The organism is Pseudomonas sp. EA_65y_Pfl2_P74, from assembly GCF_963970575.1.
Classification (GTDB): domain Bacteria; phylum Pseudomonadota; class Gammaproteobacteria; order Pseudomonadales; family Pseudomonadaceae; genus Aquipseudomonas; species Aquipseudomonas baetica_A.
This window is the reverse complement of record NZ_CAXAOQ010000013.1, coordinates 1-17,599: the sequence shown is the minus strand read 5'-3', so window position 1 is coordinate 17,599 and position 17,599 is coordinate 1. Positions and strand designations below refer to the sequence as shown.

The window sequence follows — 17,599 nt, the reverse complement described above, 5'->3', positions numbered from 1 at the left end:
GCGGATTCCATGCGAGGAAACACTTTCATTAATGTATCTTTGTGGTCTCGAGCTTGAGGATGAGAGCTGGAACTGAAACCTGGCGGCAATGGCTTGACCGGAATAGCGTTAATACAATTATTGTTAACAAAGGGCTGACCGTTAACAGTTATCCACTGTTGATCGAAGCTGCGGTACAGGGGCATTGCGTTGGGTTGGGTTGGGTTGGGATCAGCTCGGAGGTCGGCAGATAAACGTTTACGCAACACCTTCACAATCGGACATCGGGATCTTGCTCATAATCCGGCATCTGGAGTCCTGTGGATTTGCGGTATTCGGGATCTTTTATATGCTCAGCTGGCCCGCTATGCGGAAAAAATAAAGCGTAGCGGGCCTGCCATTACATCATTGGGTATTCGTCTTTTAGTACAGTGGGGTCGAATGGTTTGCGGCTGAAAATCTTGTGCACCAATGGAGCGAAGTGTTCAATACCTGGCGTAGGGTAGTCTGGGTCGAATGAAGATTGATCCCAGCGTTCGCAAAAATTCACGCATGACTTATAGCAAGGGTGATCCTTGTATCTGTCACGCTCGTTCCGGTCTCCCCCAAAATAATGGGCGTAGTAGAAGTTCTGAAACAGTCCATGGTGATGTAGGATCCATGTTACTTCCCCTCTCACATAAGGCCTGATGATAGAGGCGGCATACTGTGAATGGTTGTAGGGAGCGAGGAAGTCTCCTAGGTCATGGATCAACGCACCAACGATCATTTCTTCATCTGCACCGTCTGCCTGAGCCCGTGCAGCAGCTTGCAGGGAGTGTTGCAGTCGATCGACCTTGTATCCGCTCAAGGTCGATGACAGCCCATTCAGCGCATCGAGTATTCGATCCGGCAAACCTTTGTTGAAGTCGCTTTCTAGTTTTTCCAGAAAGTGATATTCAGCGTGCGTGCCGTCTTTCATTCTGATGAATTCTACCTGCTCCATTACGCAGCCTCCTCAAGCATTTTGAGTCGCTTCACCACTTCACTGAAGCGTTCACGTGGGCCATCAAAGTCAATGTAGCAACCTTGCAGGTGCCGATGACCTTCGGATGGGTCGTAACTGGTTCGTCCGTGCAGAACCCGGCTGTTGTCGAACAGCATTAGCTCACCAGCATCGAGGCGGAACTTGAGTTCGTAATCCTCGTGATTGAACAACTCAGCCAAGCGCTTGCGTGCACGGTGGAATGCTTTGATCTTGGAGTCTTCCAGCAGAGGAAGACTGTCCAAGCGAGGACTGTAATGAACGCCCAAGGTGTTGCCGGCGTCATCGACGCTAATCATCGGGCGACGAGATGTCAGTTCTACGCCCTTGTCCACGAAGCGAAATCGAACTGCAGTGTCCTTGAGCAGCTTGTATCCCTCATAGTCCTCTCTCTTGAGCGCCTCTACGACAGAGACGCTGTCCACTAGGGTGGAAAGGCCACCAGAGGTCTCATTGACTAGGCAGTGAAGCAACTGGATGCCTGGTACTGGATCACGATATGGGTTATCGGTGTGAGGGCCCAGTCGCACACTACGATATGCGAGATCATTCGCGCTCGGCTTCGAGTAAACCTCGAAATATTTCCCGAAGTTCGTTTCCTTCACGTAACCGAATTTTGATCCAACAGCGAGCACCTGCTCTGTATTATTCGGCACATTTGTCAGAATGATGAACCCATACTTGAGGTAGGCAATCAGTGAAGCCTGAAACTTGGCGTCATCATTCAGCTCTGTCCAGTTATGTTTTACCAGTTTTACATTGATGTCGCTTTTCCAGCTTTCGGCGGATGAGGCTGAATCCAGATCCAGCGCATTATCCAGAATTTCAGAATCTGTATAAAGTGCTTGATGTCCATCGCTGAAGGTTAGCCAGGCGCTGCTAGAGTTGACCTTTTCCAGTTTGATTAGAGCGATCTCTGGATCAATGAGGTGAGAGTCAAATAACCGTTGCTGAGTTTGCGTGTCGACTGAATCAGCATCAGGTGTTTTTTCTCTGAGCCAAAGCGCTGGAACCTCAAGTGTTATTTCGGCTTTACGAAAAATAACGGACGCGGGTGATTCTTTAAAAATAATATCAACGTTTTTCATGTGAAGATCCGAGAATTTCAGTGTTCTAGTATTGATCCTACTCGCGATTAGCTAGTTTCTGCTCGTCGAAGTATTTTTTGGCAGCTTCAAGTGCATCTTTTCCATCGAAAGTGGAAACTCCACTGAGCCAAGTTTCAAGCCAGACTGGATTATTATTAATCCATTCAGTTGCCAGTTTCAACGGATCCTTCTTGTCTAGGATGCCGACCATGATTTCACTTTCCATGTCCGTGTTGAATTTCATGTTTCCAATTAACTTTGCAGCGTTAGGGCAGCGTTTTGCATAATCTGGCGCTGTAACTGTATATACTGTTGCTGCTCCATAATCGGGGCCAAAAACGTCATCGCCACCTGACAGGTAAGTCATTTTGAAATCAATGTTCATAGGGTGTGGTGCCCATCCGAGGAACACGATCGGCTTCTTGCGAGCAATTGCACGGGAAACTTCCATGCGCATCGCACTTTCGCTGGACTCGACCACTTTAAAATCACCGAGACCATAGAGGTTTTGGCTGATCATTTTTTTCAAAGAGCTGTTGCCACCGCTTCCAGGCTCAATTCCGTAAATTTTTCCGCCGAGCTGATCTTTAAACTTGGCAAGGTCTTGAAAAGTTCGAAGGCCTTGCTCCGCAAGGTAGTCCGGAACTGCCAAGGTGTACTTAGCGCCAGTCAGGTTGGGTGGCATCAACTTGAGGAGTTTTCCTGCTTCCACAGCAGGCATTACGGTCGGATCCAAAGAAGGCGACCAGTAGTCAAGAAAAGCGTCAAGTTGCCCGTTCTGAATTGAACCCAAGGCAATAGGCACCGCAACCATTGTCTTCGTTGGCTTATAGCCGATGGCTTGGGCGACAGCCATTGTCAGACCGTTATTCGCGGCATTGTCAGCCCAGCCGAGATCGGCGAGCCTTATAGCTTGGCATTGCTGGGGATCTTGAGCTGCAGTAACGCTCAGAGAGGGAAGGGTAACAGCGGCAAATACGAGTGAAAGCAAGGGCTTACGCATAGATCATCTCCGCGAACCGTTTATTGTGAAATTGGTTTAGGCATGGCAGGATGCAAAAAGGGTGTGCAACGATTAGCTAGGCTTTTTTATTTATTCATTGGGCATGGGAGAGGCTAGCAATTTCAAAATTCTGAAGAAACAGCGGTTTATCTTATACGCTATATGCAAAAAACTTATGAGGAGGGTAGATGTCGAAACGGTCAGTTCCAGCCATGAAGTCTTTAGTTGCTTTTGAGGCAACTGTTCGGTTGGGGTCAATGACCGCAGCAGCGAAGGAGCTTTGTATCACTCAACCCGCTGTTTCACAGCAAATTCGTAGCCTGGAAGATTTGGTAGGTGGTTTTTTGCTCGATAGGACTGGCGGGGTGCTTGTTCCAACAGGTGCTGGTCTGGCCTTGTACCGCGATATTGCTCCAAGTCTGTTAGACATAAAGTCAGCGATTGAAGATACTCAGGCGAGACTTTCAAACTATCGGCCAACACTGAATATTTCAGCAAACTTTGGGTTTGTGCATCTATGGTTGCTTCGTCGAATACAGATGTTGGAGTGTGCATTTCCTAACTATAAATTTAACGTTAGCGCTACTGATGTTCAAGCAAGTCCTGAGGTTCAAGAGTCAGATATAGATATTGTATTTGGTCAAAGGAATTTCCAGCTTGATACTGAGCTGATGCTAAGTACCGAGACTGTTTTTCCTGTGTGCAGTCCGGATTTTGCAAAAAAAAATGGAATATCATCTGAACTGACCAAAGATCAAGTGACAAATCTGACGTTGCTACATATGGACTCAAGCAACCCCAGGTGGCTGGACTGGAATCGATGGTCGGTTCTTGCTGGGCTAGGATGCGTGAACGTTGATAGCGGTTTCAAGTTCAATAATTATCCATTACTTCTCAATGCTGCCATGGCAGGGAAAGGACTAACACTGGGCTGGGAAATTCTGGTCGAGGAGTTTGTTGCTAAGGGTCAGCTGATTCGCTTAGGCCCGGCAGTTTCAAGAGAAGATTTCGGGTATCTGCTCAGAAGTCGTCATAAACATAACACCGTGGTTGAACCTGTGGTTAATTGGTTCATCGCCAATACAAAACGTTAATAGGCTCTGACTTCTTGGCTTCACACCCGGTGCAGTACCAATAGAAAAAGTGGCTTTCAAATATTGCGACTGATGCTCAGGAAGCGATGTGCTCGGCGGTGGTTTGGTTGAACGCGTCTGCCGCGATCATAGCTTCCGCAAGCCGTTCCCGCCTGCAGATCTCAGCAGCACGTTTTACAGGCCCGGGTAATCATCAAGTCTGAGGCTAGGAGCCTCCCCGTCCACTGGCTCGCGATTAGGCGTATGCATTACTCCGGCTTCAGCATCGGCTCGCATCTGATAAAGCTTTTTGTCAAAAGCATTATCCTGGACTGTACGCTTGCTGATGTAGGGCTTCCGCTCAGGTTCTCGCAGCGCTGCATAAGTCGTTACCGCGTCTGGGTCGTGCTGCAGCTTTTCTTCAACTTGAGATTCCAGCATTGCAAGGAGCGCGTCTTTGTCGGGACGGTTCAGCAATTTTTTACTCCTATTAGAAAGCTAGGCATTGGCTGTTCGATTGGTACATTGAGCAGTGGGTTAGGGCAGGGCCGCTTATATTTGTGGTTGCATCGCAGATTGGCATTTACCCGGATTGCAGGTTGAGAATCCTAGTAAGCTTACCAAGCCTTAGCGCCAACCGCCTGTGACGAAAATGATGTCATAGCTAGAGTCTTGGATGCAGCTTCGAGATGACTGAAGTGGCCAAACATTCGCCTACCGTTTTGGATGCATGCTCAGAGCCCAGCGAACAGCCGCTCAAGCTATTCTCGCTCCCCGATGCTCAATAGCTCGACAGGATCAGCTCCGTAGCGCTGCCAAAATTCAAGTGTCCCGACTCTACCATCAGGCGACCTGCAGTACTCGCAGTAGTCCAGGGTGTCACAGTCATTGAAGAGTGTGAGTAGCCATCCATCAATCTCCACGGGTATGAGGCCGTGGTAGATCTTGCTCGAGCTTCGCATCATGATGCGTTTGCCTAGCGCGACGTCCGTCAGCATCTGGTAGACCTCGCGGGCCGGTAGGAGAGGGGTCGTGTTCAAAGTATTCTGCGCTCGCGTCTTCGCTTGCCCATAGCCAGGCTGCGGTATGAAGTGGCGTCAACGGGGGGGGCGATCCTTCGGGCCAATGGGCCCGGCTCAATAATTAGCCAGATATTTCTCGCTAGATGTAAGCCACCTGCCAAGCCTCGCCAGGTGAAGGTCTACAAAAAACCGGACACCGGTGGAGTCGTCGAAACCAAAGGCGGCAATCATAAGACTCTGAAGGAATGGATAGCTGAGCACCGCTCCGCAACGGTCGAGTCTTGGCTGACCAAGTGAGTTCGGTTTGAGTACAAAAGGGCCTGAGAGGGCCCTTTTTTGTGGGTGTCCAAACTTCACACCCTGCATCCGCATCCCAAGACCGAAAAAACTGTACGACCTGTCTCCCGAGCGTCGGTCTCTAAAATTCTGGCTAACGCTCCCATTGGCCATTGATCAATATCTTGAATTTCGCCCTCCCGCATTGGCTTCCGCGCGTTTGCATCCCCTAACGACACCTAGCGCGATTCAGCGCCAGGCGTCCGACCGTCAATCACTCCATAGCAAAAATTTCAAAAGCGCTGTTGACACATCAATTCGTTCAAAACTACTCTGCATACAGCGCTGCATACATGACGGCACGCTCAGCTTTAACGCTTGTACCTTTCTGCCCAAGAAAAATTAAATATCGGTGAGGTCAACATGACACGGCTCCTTTCTTCCCCCCTCCGCAAACTGCTCGTAGGTGTTTCTTTTCTTGGCGCGTTGTTAGCCCAGGCGCCTGCGAACGCAGCTGATTCAACGCTTTGGCAAGGCATTCAGAAAGCAGGTGTGCTGCGTTGCGGGGCAGCAGTGGCTGCACCGTACGTCATGCGCGATGCACGCTCCGGGCAATACAGTGGGTACTTTGTGGATCTGTGCCGGGACTTCGGTGAGAGGGTGCTCAAGGTCAAGGTCGAGTTCGTGGATACGAACTGGGACAACCTGGTGGCGGGGCTTCAAGGCGGTAAATGGGATCTGGCGATGGCGCTGAATCAGACTCCTGAACGCGCGATGGCGGTGACCTTCTCGGTACCCGCAACCGACTATCAGATATCGCTTCTTACCAACAAAGATAATCCCAAGTTTGCGAGCGCGGGGAACGCCGTTGCGGACTACGACAAGCCGGGAGTATCGATTGCTGTAATGTCTGGCACTGCGGCAGACAAAGCCATTTCCGCGGTTGTGAAGAACGCCACAATCATGCGGTTACCAGGCATGGATGAAACACGCATGGCGGTAATGTCCAAGCGCGCTGACATACTGGTCGATGCCAGCGATACGAATCACCTCTTCGCCATCGCCAACCCGGACTGGACGAAGGAAGTAATGCCGGTTCCCGCTCTGGCGAAGCAAGGGGTTGCGTTTGGCCTGTCACGCAACGCCACGCCATCAGACCTGCAAGTGTTGAACATCTATCTCACGCAACGCCGAGAAACCGGGGAGATATCCGCCCTGGTTGATAAGGCTTCTGCGCTCGCCAACGCTGGCGATAAAACCCCTCAGTAATTTTTTCGACGATCCCGAGAACGGCTTTGATTTAGCGTTCTCCTGGAGACAGTTCTATGACCGCTCCTTATCTGGTGGCTGATCAGCCACAGAATTCGCTCACCCTAAATTCGGCTAAGGGCGACTTTATCCAGTTGCGAGATGTGTACAAATCGTATGGCGAAGGCCTAGTGGTGATGGATCACCTGGATCTCGATATGCGTTCCGATGATCGGCTGGTCATCATTGGCCCGAGCGGTAGCGGTAAGAGTTCCTTGCTGCGAGTCATGATGGGTCTTGAAAGCATTCAAGGGGGCGAGATCTCCTTCCAGGGCAAGCCTTACATTGATGGTTCAACGCGTGGAGCCGGCAAGCCTTTAGATGCAAAGTTGCAGGCTCAGGTAGGGATGGTCTTTCAGCACTACACCTTATTCCCGCACCTTTCTGTATTGGGCAATCTGATTCTCGCGCCCATGAAGGTACAAGGCCTTTCTAAAGCTCAAGCGACTGAAAAAGCGCGCGTGTTCCTCGCTCGACTTGGTCTCGAAAGCAAACTGAATGTTTATCCGAGTCAGCTTTCAGGCGGGCAAAAGCAGCGAGTGGCAATCGCCCGCGCCTTGATGCTGGAGCCCAAGCTGATGCTTTTCGATGAGGTGACCTCGGCGCTCGATCCGGAAATGGTCACCGAAGTGCAGAGCGTGATGATGCAATTGGCTGAAGAAAAAATGGCCATGATCATCGTTACTCACGACATGCACTTTGCCCGCAGTATCGCTTCTCGTGTGGTGTTCTGCGCCAACGGGAAAGTCGTCGAGCAAGGGCCCCCAGAGCAGATTTTTACCAAACCCAAGGAGCCGCGTACTCGCGAATTCCTGGAAAAAGTCTTGCACCTGGATTGAGGCTAGCGTCCATGAATTATGAATTCGATTTTCATTTTCTGACCGGTAATTACGGCGTGCTCTGGGATGGCCTGAAGGTCACTTTACAGCTTGCTTTGATATCGAACGTTGTGGGCCTGGTACTGGGGTTTGGTCTTTGTCTGCTGACGCTGAGCAAATGGTTCTTCATCCGTTGGCCGGCGCAACTGTTCATTGAGTTCTTTCGTTGCACTCCGGCACTGCTGCAGATCGTGTGGTTCTTCTACTGTTTGCCGATGCTGTTCAACGTGTTCATCGACCCTATCACCATGGGCGTGCTTGCCCTGGGCCTGAATCTCACCGCGTTCAATGCTGAGGCGTATCGGGCAGGGGTACAGGCTGTTCCAAGGGAGCACGAAGATGCCTGTGTAGCGTTAGGCCTGCGTCCGTGGCAGCGAACGATCTATGTGATTTTGCCGCAGGCGTTTCGAACCGCGTTGCCGGTGTTGATGACCAATGGCATCTCCATTCTTCAGCAGAGTGCGCTGGTCGCCATCGTCGCCGTTGCCGACCTGATGTACGTGGGCAAGAGCATTGCCACAGAAGCCTATCGACCGCTTGAAACCTATTCACTGATTGCCTTGATCTACTTCGCTCTGTCACTGCCCATCGCGCAATTGGTGCAGTGGATCGAACGTCGTCAGGACACTGCGCTCGCGCGCTGAGGAGATCTTCATGCAGCTTGATTTTACGGTGGTCTTTTCATACTGGCAGGTCTTAGCAAAAGGGCTCGCTTTGACGCTGGCCTTCACGGTCAGTTGCGCGGTGCTGGGTAGTGTTTTCGGCTTTCTCTTGAGTCTTCTGCGGCTCTCAAAAAACCGCTTTATCAGCATTCCCACTGGGCTTTACGTCGAGCTCTTTCGCGGTACGCCATTGTTGATCCAATTGTTCTGGATCTTCTTCTGCCTGCCTGTGGTGTTCGGCATTTCTGTACCGCCATACGTCTCGGTGATGTTGGCATTGAGCCTGTACATGACGGCCATTACCAGCGAGACATTTCGTGGCGCGCTGAAATCCATTCCCAGTGAGCAACACGATGCCTGCACAGCCTTGGGAGTCGCCAAGTGGAACAAGGTGCTCTACGTCATCTTCCCGCAAGCGCTTCTGCGAGCAGTACCTCCGCTGCTTTCCAACGTGGTGAGCCTCTTCAAGGAGAGCGCACTGATTTCATCTGTCGGCATCGCTGACCTGATGTTCGTAGGGCAAAACATTTCGAACAGTACCGCACGCCCGGTGGAGTTTTTAACGGCGGTGGCGGTGATCTATTTCCTTGTGGCGTTCCCCCTGACCCGACTGGTTGGGGTGGTCGAAACCCGGATGCTCAAACGCTACGCATACTGACAATCACACTGGAGATTCTCCCATGCAACAACTTAACGGCATCATGCCAGCCCTGGTGACCCCATTCGACAAAACCGGCGCAGTCGATTACGACGTGTTGGCCTCCCTGGTGGAATATCAAATCAAGCAGGGTGTAGGCGGCCTGGTACCCTTGGGTTCAACCGGTGAATACTACGCTTTAACCAATGCAGAGCGGCGCCAAGTCATGGCCACCGTTCGAGAGGTCGCCAATGATCGCGTCATGCTGATTGCCGGTGCGAATGGCTCATGCACTCGCGAGGTCATTGAGCAGGTCAAGCAGGCGCGGGATACCGGATACAGCAATTTGCTGATTGCTCCGCCGTACTACGCGATTCCGACTCAGGATGAACTCATTGGTCACTACAACGCCATCCTTGATGCGGTACCTGACGTGAACATCGTTTTGTACAACTACCCGATACGCACTAACGTCGAGGTGGGTTACAGCGTTATGGAAGCGCTCAAGGATCATGACCGTGTCATTGCCATTAAAGAGAGCGCAGGAAACTTGCTGCGCGCCATCGAAATCGATGAGCGCTATAAGGGGAAAATCCAGCTTTCGTGTGGTTCTGACGATCAGGCTTTGGACTTCTTCCTATGGGGGGCCACCAGCTGGATCTGCGCGCCTGCGAATTTCCTGGCGCCGCAAATCGTGGCGTTCTATGAAAACTACGTCAGCGGGCAACTCGCGGGTGCCCAGCAAATCGTGCGCTCGCTATTTCCGCTGATGAACAACCTCGAAAGCGGCAAATTCATTCAAAAGGTCAAGTATGGTTGTGAGCTCGCTGGCTTCAATGTGGGCGTAGCGCGCATGCCGTTGCAGCCACTGACCACTGAAGAAAAATCCGAATTCCGCAGGGAGTTCGAAAAGCTTCAGGGCTGATATTGATCCCGCATCGGCGATAAGCGCCGATGCGGATTTTTCGGTCGCTGATCAATGTCCATTGATGGACTCATGCCTGCAGGTTCTGCGCTAATCGAGAGTCTTTATGATCACTATGCAACCGCCCACCCATCAGACCATCAATGGCGTAGCAGCCGTCGTTATTGGCGGTGGCATTGTCGGGGTGTGCTGCGCTTTGTATCTGCAACGCGAAGGCTATCAAGTCACGTTGGTCGACCCTCAGGCGCCGGGTGACAGCACTGCCAAGTGGAGTTGCGGCCAGATGGCGGTGAGTGAGGTTATTCCTCTGTCCAAACCGGGGATTCTTAAAAAAATACCGGCCTGGTTGCTTGATCAAAAGGGCCCGCTGGCGCTTCGACCAAGCGCTCTGCCCGGGATCCTGCCTTGGTTTCTGCGCTTTGTTTCTTGCGCTCGTCATTCGCGTATCGTCGAAATCGCCAATGAGATGGCGACATTGACTCACCATGTCTACGAAGACTACGCACCATTACTGGAGCGATGCGCTGACAAAACGTTAATGGGCGAACGTCCAATCATTGAGGTATTTGATACCCCTGAGGGATTGGCCCAAGAGGGGCCCCATATGGATCTGCGCCGATCCTTGGGCTTCAAATCCGAAGTGCTGGATCGTGCGGCGATATCGGATCTGGAACCTGCATTGGCTGGAAAATTCAGTCACGGGTTGTTGTTTCCTGATTGGCGAGCGGTCAGTGATACCAAGGGATTCATCGCCGCCCTTACAGAAAGTTTCATCGAGCAGGGCGGTGTCCGTGTACGTGGCCAAGTCGAAAAAATAGACGAAGTCTCTGACCGTGCCAGCGGTATTACTTTGGTCAATGGAGAGCGTTACAAAGCTGACCACGTCGTCATCTCGGCGGGCACTGGTTCAAGTCAGTTTTTCTCGCAGATTGGCGGATCAGTGCCACTTGCTGGCATCGCTGGGTACCAAGTGTTGTTACCCCACTCGGGCGTAGAAGTACGCCACTCGGTTATCTATGCCGACGGCGGATTCTGTATTGCGCCGATGACTCGTGGTTTACAAATTGGCGGCACCATCGAGTTCTCAGGCCCGAACTCCGAGCCGAATTTCAAGCGTGCCGAAATCATTCTGGAAAAGGCACGCAAAATTCTTCCGCAGCTAAAACTCGACGAAATCGAATACGGCATTGGTTATCGGCCTTTTCTGCCGGACACAAAGCCTGTGATTGATCGAAGCTCGCGCCTGAAGAATGTCTTCCTCGCGTTCGGCCATGGCCAGCTAGGACTGACACTCGGGGCAACGACTGGACGCCTCATCACCGACATGGTCACCGGGCGCCAACCCGCACAAGACTTGACTCCTTTCAGCGCCAAACGCTTTGCGTTCAACTGAGGTTCCTTATGAAATCCTACGATCATCTTTACATCGACGGGCAATGGGTGAAACCTGCCCTGGGCGGGACTTTCGCAACCATCGATCCCAGTAATGAATCGGTCATTACGCACGTTGCTGCAGCCACCGCACCAGATATAGACCTGGCAGTAAAAGCGGCACGAAGAGCCTTCGAGGAGGGGCCTTGGCCGCAGATGGCCGGTGCCGAAAGGGCAGTTGTTTTACGCCGCATCGCAGCGGGTATTCGGGAGCGCTTGGAAGTTCTTGCAGAGCTCGAGGTACGTGACAACGGCAAACCCTTTCCCGAAGCACAGTGGGATATTGGTGATACGGCTGGGTGCTTCGATTTCTATGCCGACCTCGCGGAGGAACTTGATGTTCAGCGAGAGATGCGCATCAACCTCACGGATGAGCGATTCAGCTGCATAGCTCGCAAGGAGCCGATGGGTGTGGCGGGGGCGATCATTCCCTGGAACTTCCCGATGCTGATGGCCGCCTGGAAGGTGGCACCTGCTTTGGCCGCTGGTTGCTGCATGGTGCTCAAACCATCGGAGCTCACACCTTTGACTGCACTGGAATTGGCTGACATTGCACATGGGGCTGGGCTGCCGGCAGGTGTATTGAACGTGGTAACTGGCTTAGGGCCTGATGCAGGCGCTCCCCTGAGTGAGCATCCAGGCATCGATAAATTAGCGTTCACAGGCAGTGTTCCAACCGGCTCAAAAATCATGCAAGCCGCTGCGCGTGACATCAAGAATATCAGTCTCGAACTGGGGGGTAAGTCGCCTTTCATCATTTTTGATGACAGCGACATTGAGGCAGCTGTCGAGTGGATCATGTTCGGCATTTTCTGGAACCAGGGACAGGTGTGCTCGGCGACTTCTCGCGTCCTGGTACAACGGAGCCTATATGAGCCTTTGCTGAAGCGCTTAGTCGAGGAGACGAAAAAGCTCAGCATTGGCGGTGGATTGAAGGATGGGGTTCTGCTCGGGCCCTTAGTCAGCAGCGGTCAGTACGACAAGATTTTGCAAGCCATTGCGCGTGGCCAAGAAGAGGGCGCTGCTCTGCTTTACGGTGGCACCAGGCCTTCGCATTGCGAGTCCGGGTATTTCGTGAATCCCGCCATCTTTGCCGATGTGCCAGTCGATAGCTGGATCTGGAATGAAGAGATCTTTGGCCCGGTGGTTTGCGTACGTCCCTTCGACGATGAAGAGGAAGCGCTGAAAAGTGCCAACGATTCACGCTTCGGACTAGCAGCGGCGGTCATGTCGAAAGACCTGACTCGCGCTGAGCGGGTCGCGCGCCACCTTCGAGCCGGTATTGTCTGGGTTAATTGCTCCCAACCGACGTTCACCGAAGCACCCTGGGGTGGCTACAAGCAAAGCGGTATCGGCAGGGAGTTAGGGGAGTGGGGGTTGAATAACTACCTCGAAACCAAACAGATCACCCGGTACGACAGTGAGCAACCGTGGGGCTGGTACATCAAGTAAGGGGAGGGCGCCATGCGCTGGAAGAAAACGCTTCAATTGGTCGACGTGCATTGCGAAGGCGAGATCGGCAAAGTCATCACGGGCGGTGTCCTCGACATCCCCGGCAAGAGCATGCTCGACAAGATGAATTACATTAACGAGGTCGACGACAGCCTTCGTCGCTTGGTGGTGCTGGAGCCGCGCGGATGCCTGCAGATGTCGGTCAATCTGTTGTTGCCGCCGACGCGACCTGAAGCCCATGCAGGCTTCATAGTCTTGCAGGCTGACAAGGCTCACCCGATGTCAGGCAGTAACAGTATCTGCGTTGTCACGGCATTGCTTGAGCTTGGCATCCTACCGATGGAAGAGCCATACACGACCGTTGTACTGGATACTCCCGCTGGACTGGTCACCGCGCGTGCGCAATGTGCAGAGGGTCGCTGTATCAGTGTCTCACTGGATATGGTGCCGTCGTTTGTGGAGCATCTAGATGCTGTTATACAGACTGACGAATTTGGCCCCATCAAAGCGGATATTGCCTTTGGCGGTGTGTATTACGCCCTGATTGATGTTGATCAGGTCGGGCTGAGTATCGAGCCCGGTAAGGCTCGAGAACTTGCGGATGCGGGTGTGCGCTTGAGAGGCATCGTCAACGAGCAGGTATCCGTGAAGCATCCGCTGATCGATAGTCTGAATGAGGTTGCGTATGTGATGTTCCGCAACCGTATCGATCAACTTACTTGGCAAACCTGTACGACATTGCCCCCTGGTCGCGTAGATCGCTCTCCATGCGGTACTGGCAGCTCAGCGAACCTGGCGACCCTGAGCGCCCGTGGGCAAGTGACACCAGGCGATAAACTGATCTCTCGCTCAACTATTGGAGGCGAGTTCAAGGTCGAGCTGCTTGGTTTCACGGAAGTTGGAGATCGGGCGGCAGTGCTGCCTCGAATAACCGGGCGAGCCTGGGTGTATGGCATGCATCAAATCGGCGTCGACCCTGATGACCCTCTGGCCGAAGGGTTTATGTTGAGTGACACTTGGGGCGAGGGTTTCTAACCAGGCTATGGCTGGTGTTAGTCTTACACTCGGTCAAACGACCAGCCAGTACGCTGAGAGCAACTCAATGAGCAACGATACCGCTGAGACGAACGGAAGCATCAAACGCCATGGTGGGCGTTATATCTACGAAGAGCTTCGTAAACAAATTCTAACGCTCAAGCTGAAGCCCGGATCCCCGCTGGATGAGGTGTCGTTGGCCGCACAGTTCGGGCTTTCTCGTTCTCCGGTAAGGGATGCGCTAGCGCGCCTCATCAGCGAGGGACTGGTAACTATCCTGCCCAACAGGACAACGCTGGTAACGCCGTTTGAAATTGAAGATTTTCCAAACTATATTTCGGCGCTTGATCTCATTCAGAGAGCCGTCACGCGGCTGGCGGCGACTCAGCACAACGCTGAGGATCTAGAGCGGATACGCGCGGCTGATGCTGTCTATCTCGATGCAGTGACTTCTGGTGATTTCCAGGCGATGTCGGAGACGAACAAAGCCTTCCACATCGTAATTGCCGAGGCCGGTAAGAATCCCTACTTCATCAGCTACTACGAGAAGCTGTTAGGGGAAGGGCAAAGACTCGCACATTTGCACTTTGACTTCATTGTCAGCGCCGCTAGCACTACCAAGCGTTTGGGACGTGACCATGACGAAATCATCGAAGCTATCGCTGCTCGCAATCCTGACGCAGCTGAACAAGCCGCGCATGAGCATACGATGCTTTTTCAGAGCCGTTTCCTCGCTTATATGCAGCAGAACCTGACCCAAGCTGTTTCGGTGAGATAGAAAACTTTGTGTATTTGCTCCGAACGACGGCTATGAGCTGGTTACCTTCGAGCATTGGCTGACCTAGTGATTCTGGTTTGATTACAAGAGAAGGCCCGCCAAGGCCTTTTTTTATGGATTTTTATTGAGTTTGCGCGCAACTCTGGAACTTTATTCAGCATGTCGGGGCGGCGTCTTCTACCCGCCACTTTGGCAAGATATGAACTTTATTCATATGCGAATTTCCATTTGCCCGCCACCTCAAGCCGGGAAGTTGGATGTGAAGACATTGACCCAGACCTCCTTGCGCCGCACCAAAGGTGTCCCACGAGATTGGTTTTGAAGGTCGTACATCCACCACTAGGCAGTGCTAGCGGCTACTCGATGACTCAGTGGCTTTTGTCTAGCAGGGTCTCCAAGCCACACCATCAAGAATGTCCCAACCAAAAGAATTGCGGCCACTGCGAAGAAGGGCATTGAATAGCTATGGGTTGCATCTTTTATTAAGCCAATCACGAAAGGGCCAGTGAAACCGCCGAGGTTGCCAATTGAGACGATCACTGCAAGACCACCAGCAGCAGCGCGACCAGTGAGGATCGTTGAGGGAATGGCCCAGAACGTCGCTTGGAACGAAAGGATGCTCGCGACCGTTAAGCAAAGGCAGGCAATCTTCAGTACTGGATGTTCGATTAAACAACTTATTCATGGTTCTCCCGATGCACGTTTCAGTCCCAAATCTTATAGTCCGAGTTATCTGGCATGAGAGTCTTCCTTGAAAATGATGCACAGAGCCTAGTACATCCCAGCGTCGCCTCAAACGGAATAGGGCAGGGTAGGTTCGATAGAGACCAATCATGTCACCTGACGAGTGAGTACAATGGAGCTACCAATCAATTCATCGGCGGTAGTTCCGGAGTTATGATCCCAAATGAAGCAGGCGGTTTTGCATCTTCCCAAAAACGATCTAGGTCGTGATTTTGTAGTCGGCGATATCCACTTCAAAACCATCGAGCTCCACAAGGGGCTTCGTGCGCTCGGCTTTGACAGTGCGATTGATCGGGTCATCGCTGTAGGCGATCTGATTGACCGTGGGCCTGGGATGCTGGATGGCCTAAAACTGCTCGGCGAACCTTGGTTCTACAGTGTCCAAGGCAATCACGAGCAGATGCTGATAAACGCTTACCGTGAGAACCCACAAGCACGCTACAGCTCCCACGGCGCGGGATGGTGGTCTACTATCGCCGATGAGTCGAAAGGAATGGTGATCGAAAGGCTGGAACGTCTCCCGACCGCCATAGAAATTCAGTCCGCACGTGGCCTGGTGGGTGTAGTTCACGCCGATGTGCCGGCAGGAATCTCTTGGCAAGAGTTCGTTGGGAGCCTGGACAATGCTCAGATTGAAGAGATCGCTCTGTGGGGCAGGGAACGGATCATCAAGCATTATCGTGACGGCATTCCAGGCATCTGGAGAGTTTGCTCGGGACATACTTGGATTCCGAAACCGCTGAGACTGGGGAATTTTCTCGCGCTTGACTGCACTGGAGGAGGCGACGGCCCTTTGGCAATCTACTGTGTCCAAGAAGACATTATCTATGTTGATGGGCGTCCTGTGTCGCTTGATAGCGCGGAGCGCATTTCAGAGCAGCTGCAGGAGCTCGAGAATGTCATCAGTCAGCTTAAGACAGAAGTGAATGGCAACAGATTGATTGAGTCACAGAGCCTTAGCCAAAAGGCTGAAGCGTTGGCCAAGCAGGCAAACTCATCGTGGATCACCATGAGAGATGAGGACGCCGAATCTGAGAAGCTCATTAACGCGTTGCACGGGCTTAGCTTACTTACTGGCGAGCGCAGAGGCGCCAAGCTTGATGAGCTGAAGGCAAGGTACAGTGGAACGCAGACGGAGCAGCTGCTTCAGCGGCTTTTCGGCGCCTGATTTACTGCTCTAGACTTCACAAAACGGTTCTTCAAGACGCTTTCGCCACACAAACCGAAAATATATTTTCCCCGCCCCCTTGAAAGTAAAATTTCAAACCGGAGACCTTATATTTGAAAACAAACAAAAAGCGACGTTCTCCAAAAGTCTCCCGTTTTTTTTGGCCTGCCTTGAGCTGTGGGGCAATCGACCCGATTGCCTTGCTGTTGCTCTATGGGCTTGCGCTCTTTTTGCTTTTGATCTTTTGGCTTCTGTTTTCGGTGTTCTCTGCGTTGGAACGCATGATGGAGGGCGACGAAGCCAGTGTTGTATCTGCTATTCGCACCTTTGCGACGTAAGTCGCGGCTACTTTTTGATTCCAAAAGACATCAATTTTGTTCGAAAAAAACCGGCCATATGCCATCTCCAATTTGTAGGTGATGATCCCGCATTTCAAAGCGCCTTAGCTCGCCGACATCTCAAAGACTTTGGCCCAGTCGCGATTCGCCAGTTCCAAGCAAACATTGGGCGCTCCACCAAAGCATCGTTGGCAAACCATGAGCATTTCTAACTCTGTGCGGTACCGAATGGTGTAACCCGATTCGTCGAGCAAAACGCCTTTGGCACCAATCAGCAATGCGTGCCCCGCGACTACGTCATGGGCTGACACTGGATACAGAGACAGGCCACAGGCTCCGTCACCAGCAGCAACCTTGGCAAGCCTGTATGCAATCGATGGCATCGGGTAAAAACCTGCCGGCGCACAGAGCTCGCGATTGGTCTGCGGTTTGTTGTCAGCAGCAGCGCTCACCATCACCATGCTCTCCTTCGAAAGCACCTGTTTCGAAAGGTCGACATAGATCGGGGCTCCATTCCTAACTAAGTGATCCATACCTGCGGCCCAGCTGATGCTATCTGCCTTCCCATCCGGAGTTAATGGCGCATGCACCACACCCAAGACAGGGTGAAGGTCCCCCGGTGTCAGGATAGTTGTCGCCTCTCCGGTTTTACCAAAAAAAGCATATCGGGGGCGGAAAGAGACTGGTCGTGCCGTACTATTCACCTGAACGCAGAGCCGCATTACTTAAGATGCTGCTTCCCCCGCTGAACCTGTCGATGGCCGAGGTTTCCCGGCGC

The 17,599-nt window shown here is 52.3% G+C and carries 19 protein-coding genes and 1 pseudogene; 13 read left to right on the top strand and 7 right to left on the bottom strand.

Annotation, left to right across the window (positions count from 1 at the left end):
• Nucleotides 1-379: 379 nt before the first annotated feature.
• Genes AACY18_RS12470 through choX form a run of 3 tightly spaced genes read right to left on the bottom strand, consistent with a single transcriptional unit; the run spans nt 380 to nt 3,094 of the window.
• Nucleotides 380-964: an HD domain-containing protein gene (locus AACY18_RS12470; protein ID WP_339420489.1), complete on the bottom strand. Its 585-nt coding sequence runs from the start codon at nt 962-964 to the stop codon at nt 380-382.
• Nucleotides 964-2,091: a TauD/TfdA family dioxygenase gene (locus tag AACY18_RS12465; protein ID WP_339464992.1), complete on the bottom strand. Its 1,128-nt coding sequence runs from the start codon at nt 2,089-2,091 to the stop codon at nt 964-966. Before AACY18_RS12465 ends, AACY18_RS12470 begins: the two co-directional genes overlap by 1 nt.
• A 37-nt stretch (nt 2,092-2,128) precedes the next feature.
• Nucleotides 2,129-3,094 carry a choline ABC transporter substrate-binding protein gene (choX, locus tag AACY18_RS12460; RefSeq protein WP_339420491.1) on the bottom strand — a complete coding sequence of 322 codons (966 nt, stop codon included), beginning with the start codon at nt 3,092-3,094 and terminating at the stop codon, nt 2,129-2,131.
• A 212-nt stretch (nt 3,095-3,306) separates the two neighbouring features.
• On the opposite strand from choX, the gene AACY18_RS12455 reads away from it, so the two are divergent.
• On the top strand, nt 3,307-4,188 hold the full coding sequence (locus AACY18_RS12455; RefSeq protein WP_339464990.1) for a LysR family transcriptional regulator: 882 nt from the start codon (nt 3,307-3,309) through the stop codon (nt 4,186-4,188).
• Nucleotides 4,189-4,362: 174 nt separating this feature from the next.
• On the opposite strand, the gene AACY18_RS12450 is transcribed toward AACY18_RS12455, so the two are convergent.
• Together AACY18_RS12450 and AACY18_RS12445 are read right to left on the bottom strand one after the other, a co-directional pair.
• A complete protein-coding gene (locus AACY18_RS12450) occupies nt 4,363-4,644 on the bottom strand; it encodes a hypothetical protein (RefSeq protein WP_339464989.1) in 282 nt (93 codons plus the stop codon).
• A gap of 284 nt (nt 4,645-4,928) precedes the next feature.
• Nucleotides 4,929-5,207, bottom strand: a complete 279-nt coding sequence (locus AACY18_RS12445; protein WP_339420494.1) for a DUF7693 family protein — start codon at nt 5,205-5,207, stop codon at nt 4,929-4,931.
• Between the two features lie 141 nt (nt 5,208-5,348).
• Between AACY18_RS12445 and AACY18_RS12440 the strand changes: the two are divergent.
• The 10 genes and pseudogenes from AACY18_RS12440 to AACY18_RS12395 form a co-directional block, all read left to right on the top strand.
• Nucleotides 5,349-5,486: pseudogene (locus AACY18_RS12440) on the top strand (transcriptional regulator); the annotation flags it as partial.
• Nucleotides 5,487-5,843: 357 nt separating this feature from the next.
• Nucleotides 5,844-6,734, top strand: a complete 891-nt coding sequence (locus AACY18_RS12435; protein WP_339420495.1) for a substrate-binding periplasmic protein — start codon at nt 5,844-5,846, stop codon at nt 6,732-6,734.
• A gap of 56 nt (nt 6,735-6,790) precedes the next feature.
• The gene (locus tag AACY18_RS12430) at nt 6,791-7,612 is read left to right on the top strand and encodes an amino acid ABC transporter ATP-binding protein (protein WP_339420496.1); all 822 of its coding nucleotides are present in this window, start codon (nt 6,791-6,793) and stop codon (nt 7,610-7,612) included.
• Between the two features lie 11 nt (nt 7,613-7,623).
• Entirely contained in the window at nt 7,624-8,295 is a 672-nt protein-coding gene (locus tag AACY18_RS12425; RefSeq protein ID WP_339420497.1) for an amino acid ABC transporter permease, read from the top strand.
• Nucleotides 8,296-8,305: 10 nt separating this feature from the next.
• Entirely contained in the window at nt 8,306-8,971 is a 666-nt protein-coding gene (locus tag AACY18_RS12420; protein ID WP_339420498.1) for an amino acid ABC transporter permease, read from the top strand.
• Between the two features lie 22 nt (nt 8,972-8,993).
• Entirely contained in the window at nt 8,994-9,875 is an 882-nt protein-coding gene (dapA, locus tag AACY18_RS12415) for a 4-hydroxy-tetrahydrodipicolinate synthase (protein WP_339420499.1), read from the top strand.
• 106 nt (nt 9,876-9,981) lie between these two features.
• Nucleotides 9,982-11,268, top strand: coding sequence for an NAD(P)/FAD-dependent oxidoreductase (locus tag AACY18_RS12410; RefSeq protein WP_339464988.1), 1,287 nt, complete (start codon nt 9,982-9,984; stop codon nt 11,266-11,268).
• 8 nt (nt 11,269-11,276) lie between these two features.
• Nucleotides 11,277-12,758, top strand: coding sequence for an aldehyde dehydrogenase family protein (locus AACY18_RS12405; protein ID WP_339420501.1), 1,482 nt, complete (start codon nt 11,277-11,279; stop codon nt 12,756-12,758).
• A 12-nt stretch (nt 12,759-12,770) separates the two neighbouring features.
• A complete protein-coding gene (locus AACY18_RS12400; RefSeq protein WP_339464986.1) occupies nt 12,771-13,793 on the top strand; it encodes a proline racemase family protein in 1,023 nt (340 codons plus the stop codon).
• 67 nt (nt 13,794-13,860) lie between these two features.
• On the top strand, nt 13,861-14,571 hold the full coding sequence (locus AACY18_RS12395; protein ID WP_339420503.1) for a GntR family transcriptional regulator: 711 nt from the start codon (nt 13,861-13,863) through the stop codon (nt 14,569-14,571).
• A 339-nt stretch (nt 14,572-14,910) separates the two neighbouring features.
• Here AACY18_RS12395 and AACY18_RS12390 read toward each other — a convergent pair whose 3' ends face one another.
• Entirely contained in the window at nt 14,911-15,111 is a 201-nt protein-coding gene (locus AACY18_RS12390; protein WP_339420504.1) for an MFS transporter, read from the bottom strand.
• A gap of 367 nt (nt 15,112-15,478) precedes the next feature.
• Between AACY18_RS12390 and AACY18_RS12385 the strand changes: the two genes are divergently transcribed.
• Nucleotides 15,479-16,483 (top strand): metallophosphoesterase, encoded by a 1,005-nt coding sequence (locus AACY18_RS12385; RefSeq protein ID WP_339420505.1) that lies wholly within the window; start codon nt 15,479-15,481, stop codon nt 16,481-16,483.
• Between the two features lie 113 nt (nt 16,484-16,596).
• Nucleotides 16,597-16,821, top strand: coding sequence for a hypothetical protein (locus AACY18_RS12380; RefSeq protein ID WP_339464985.1), 225 nt, complete (start codon nt 16,597-16,599; stop codon nt 16,819-16,821).
• A 104-nt stretch (nt 16,822-16,925) separates the two neighbouring features.
• Here AACY18_RS12380 and AACY18_RS12375 read toward each other — a convergent pair whose 3' ends face one another.
• A complete protein-coding gene (locus AACY18_RS12375; RefSeq protein ID WP_339464984.1) occupies nt 16,926-17,354 on the bottom strand; it encodes a hypothetical protein in 429 nt (142 codons plus the stop codon).
• Between the last annotated feature and the right edge of the window lie 245 nt (nt 17,355-17,599).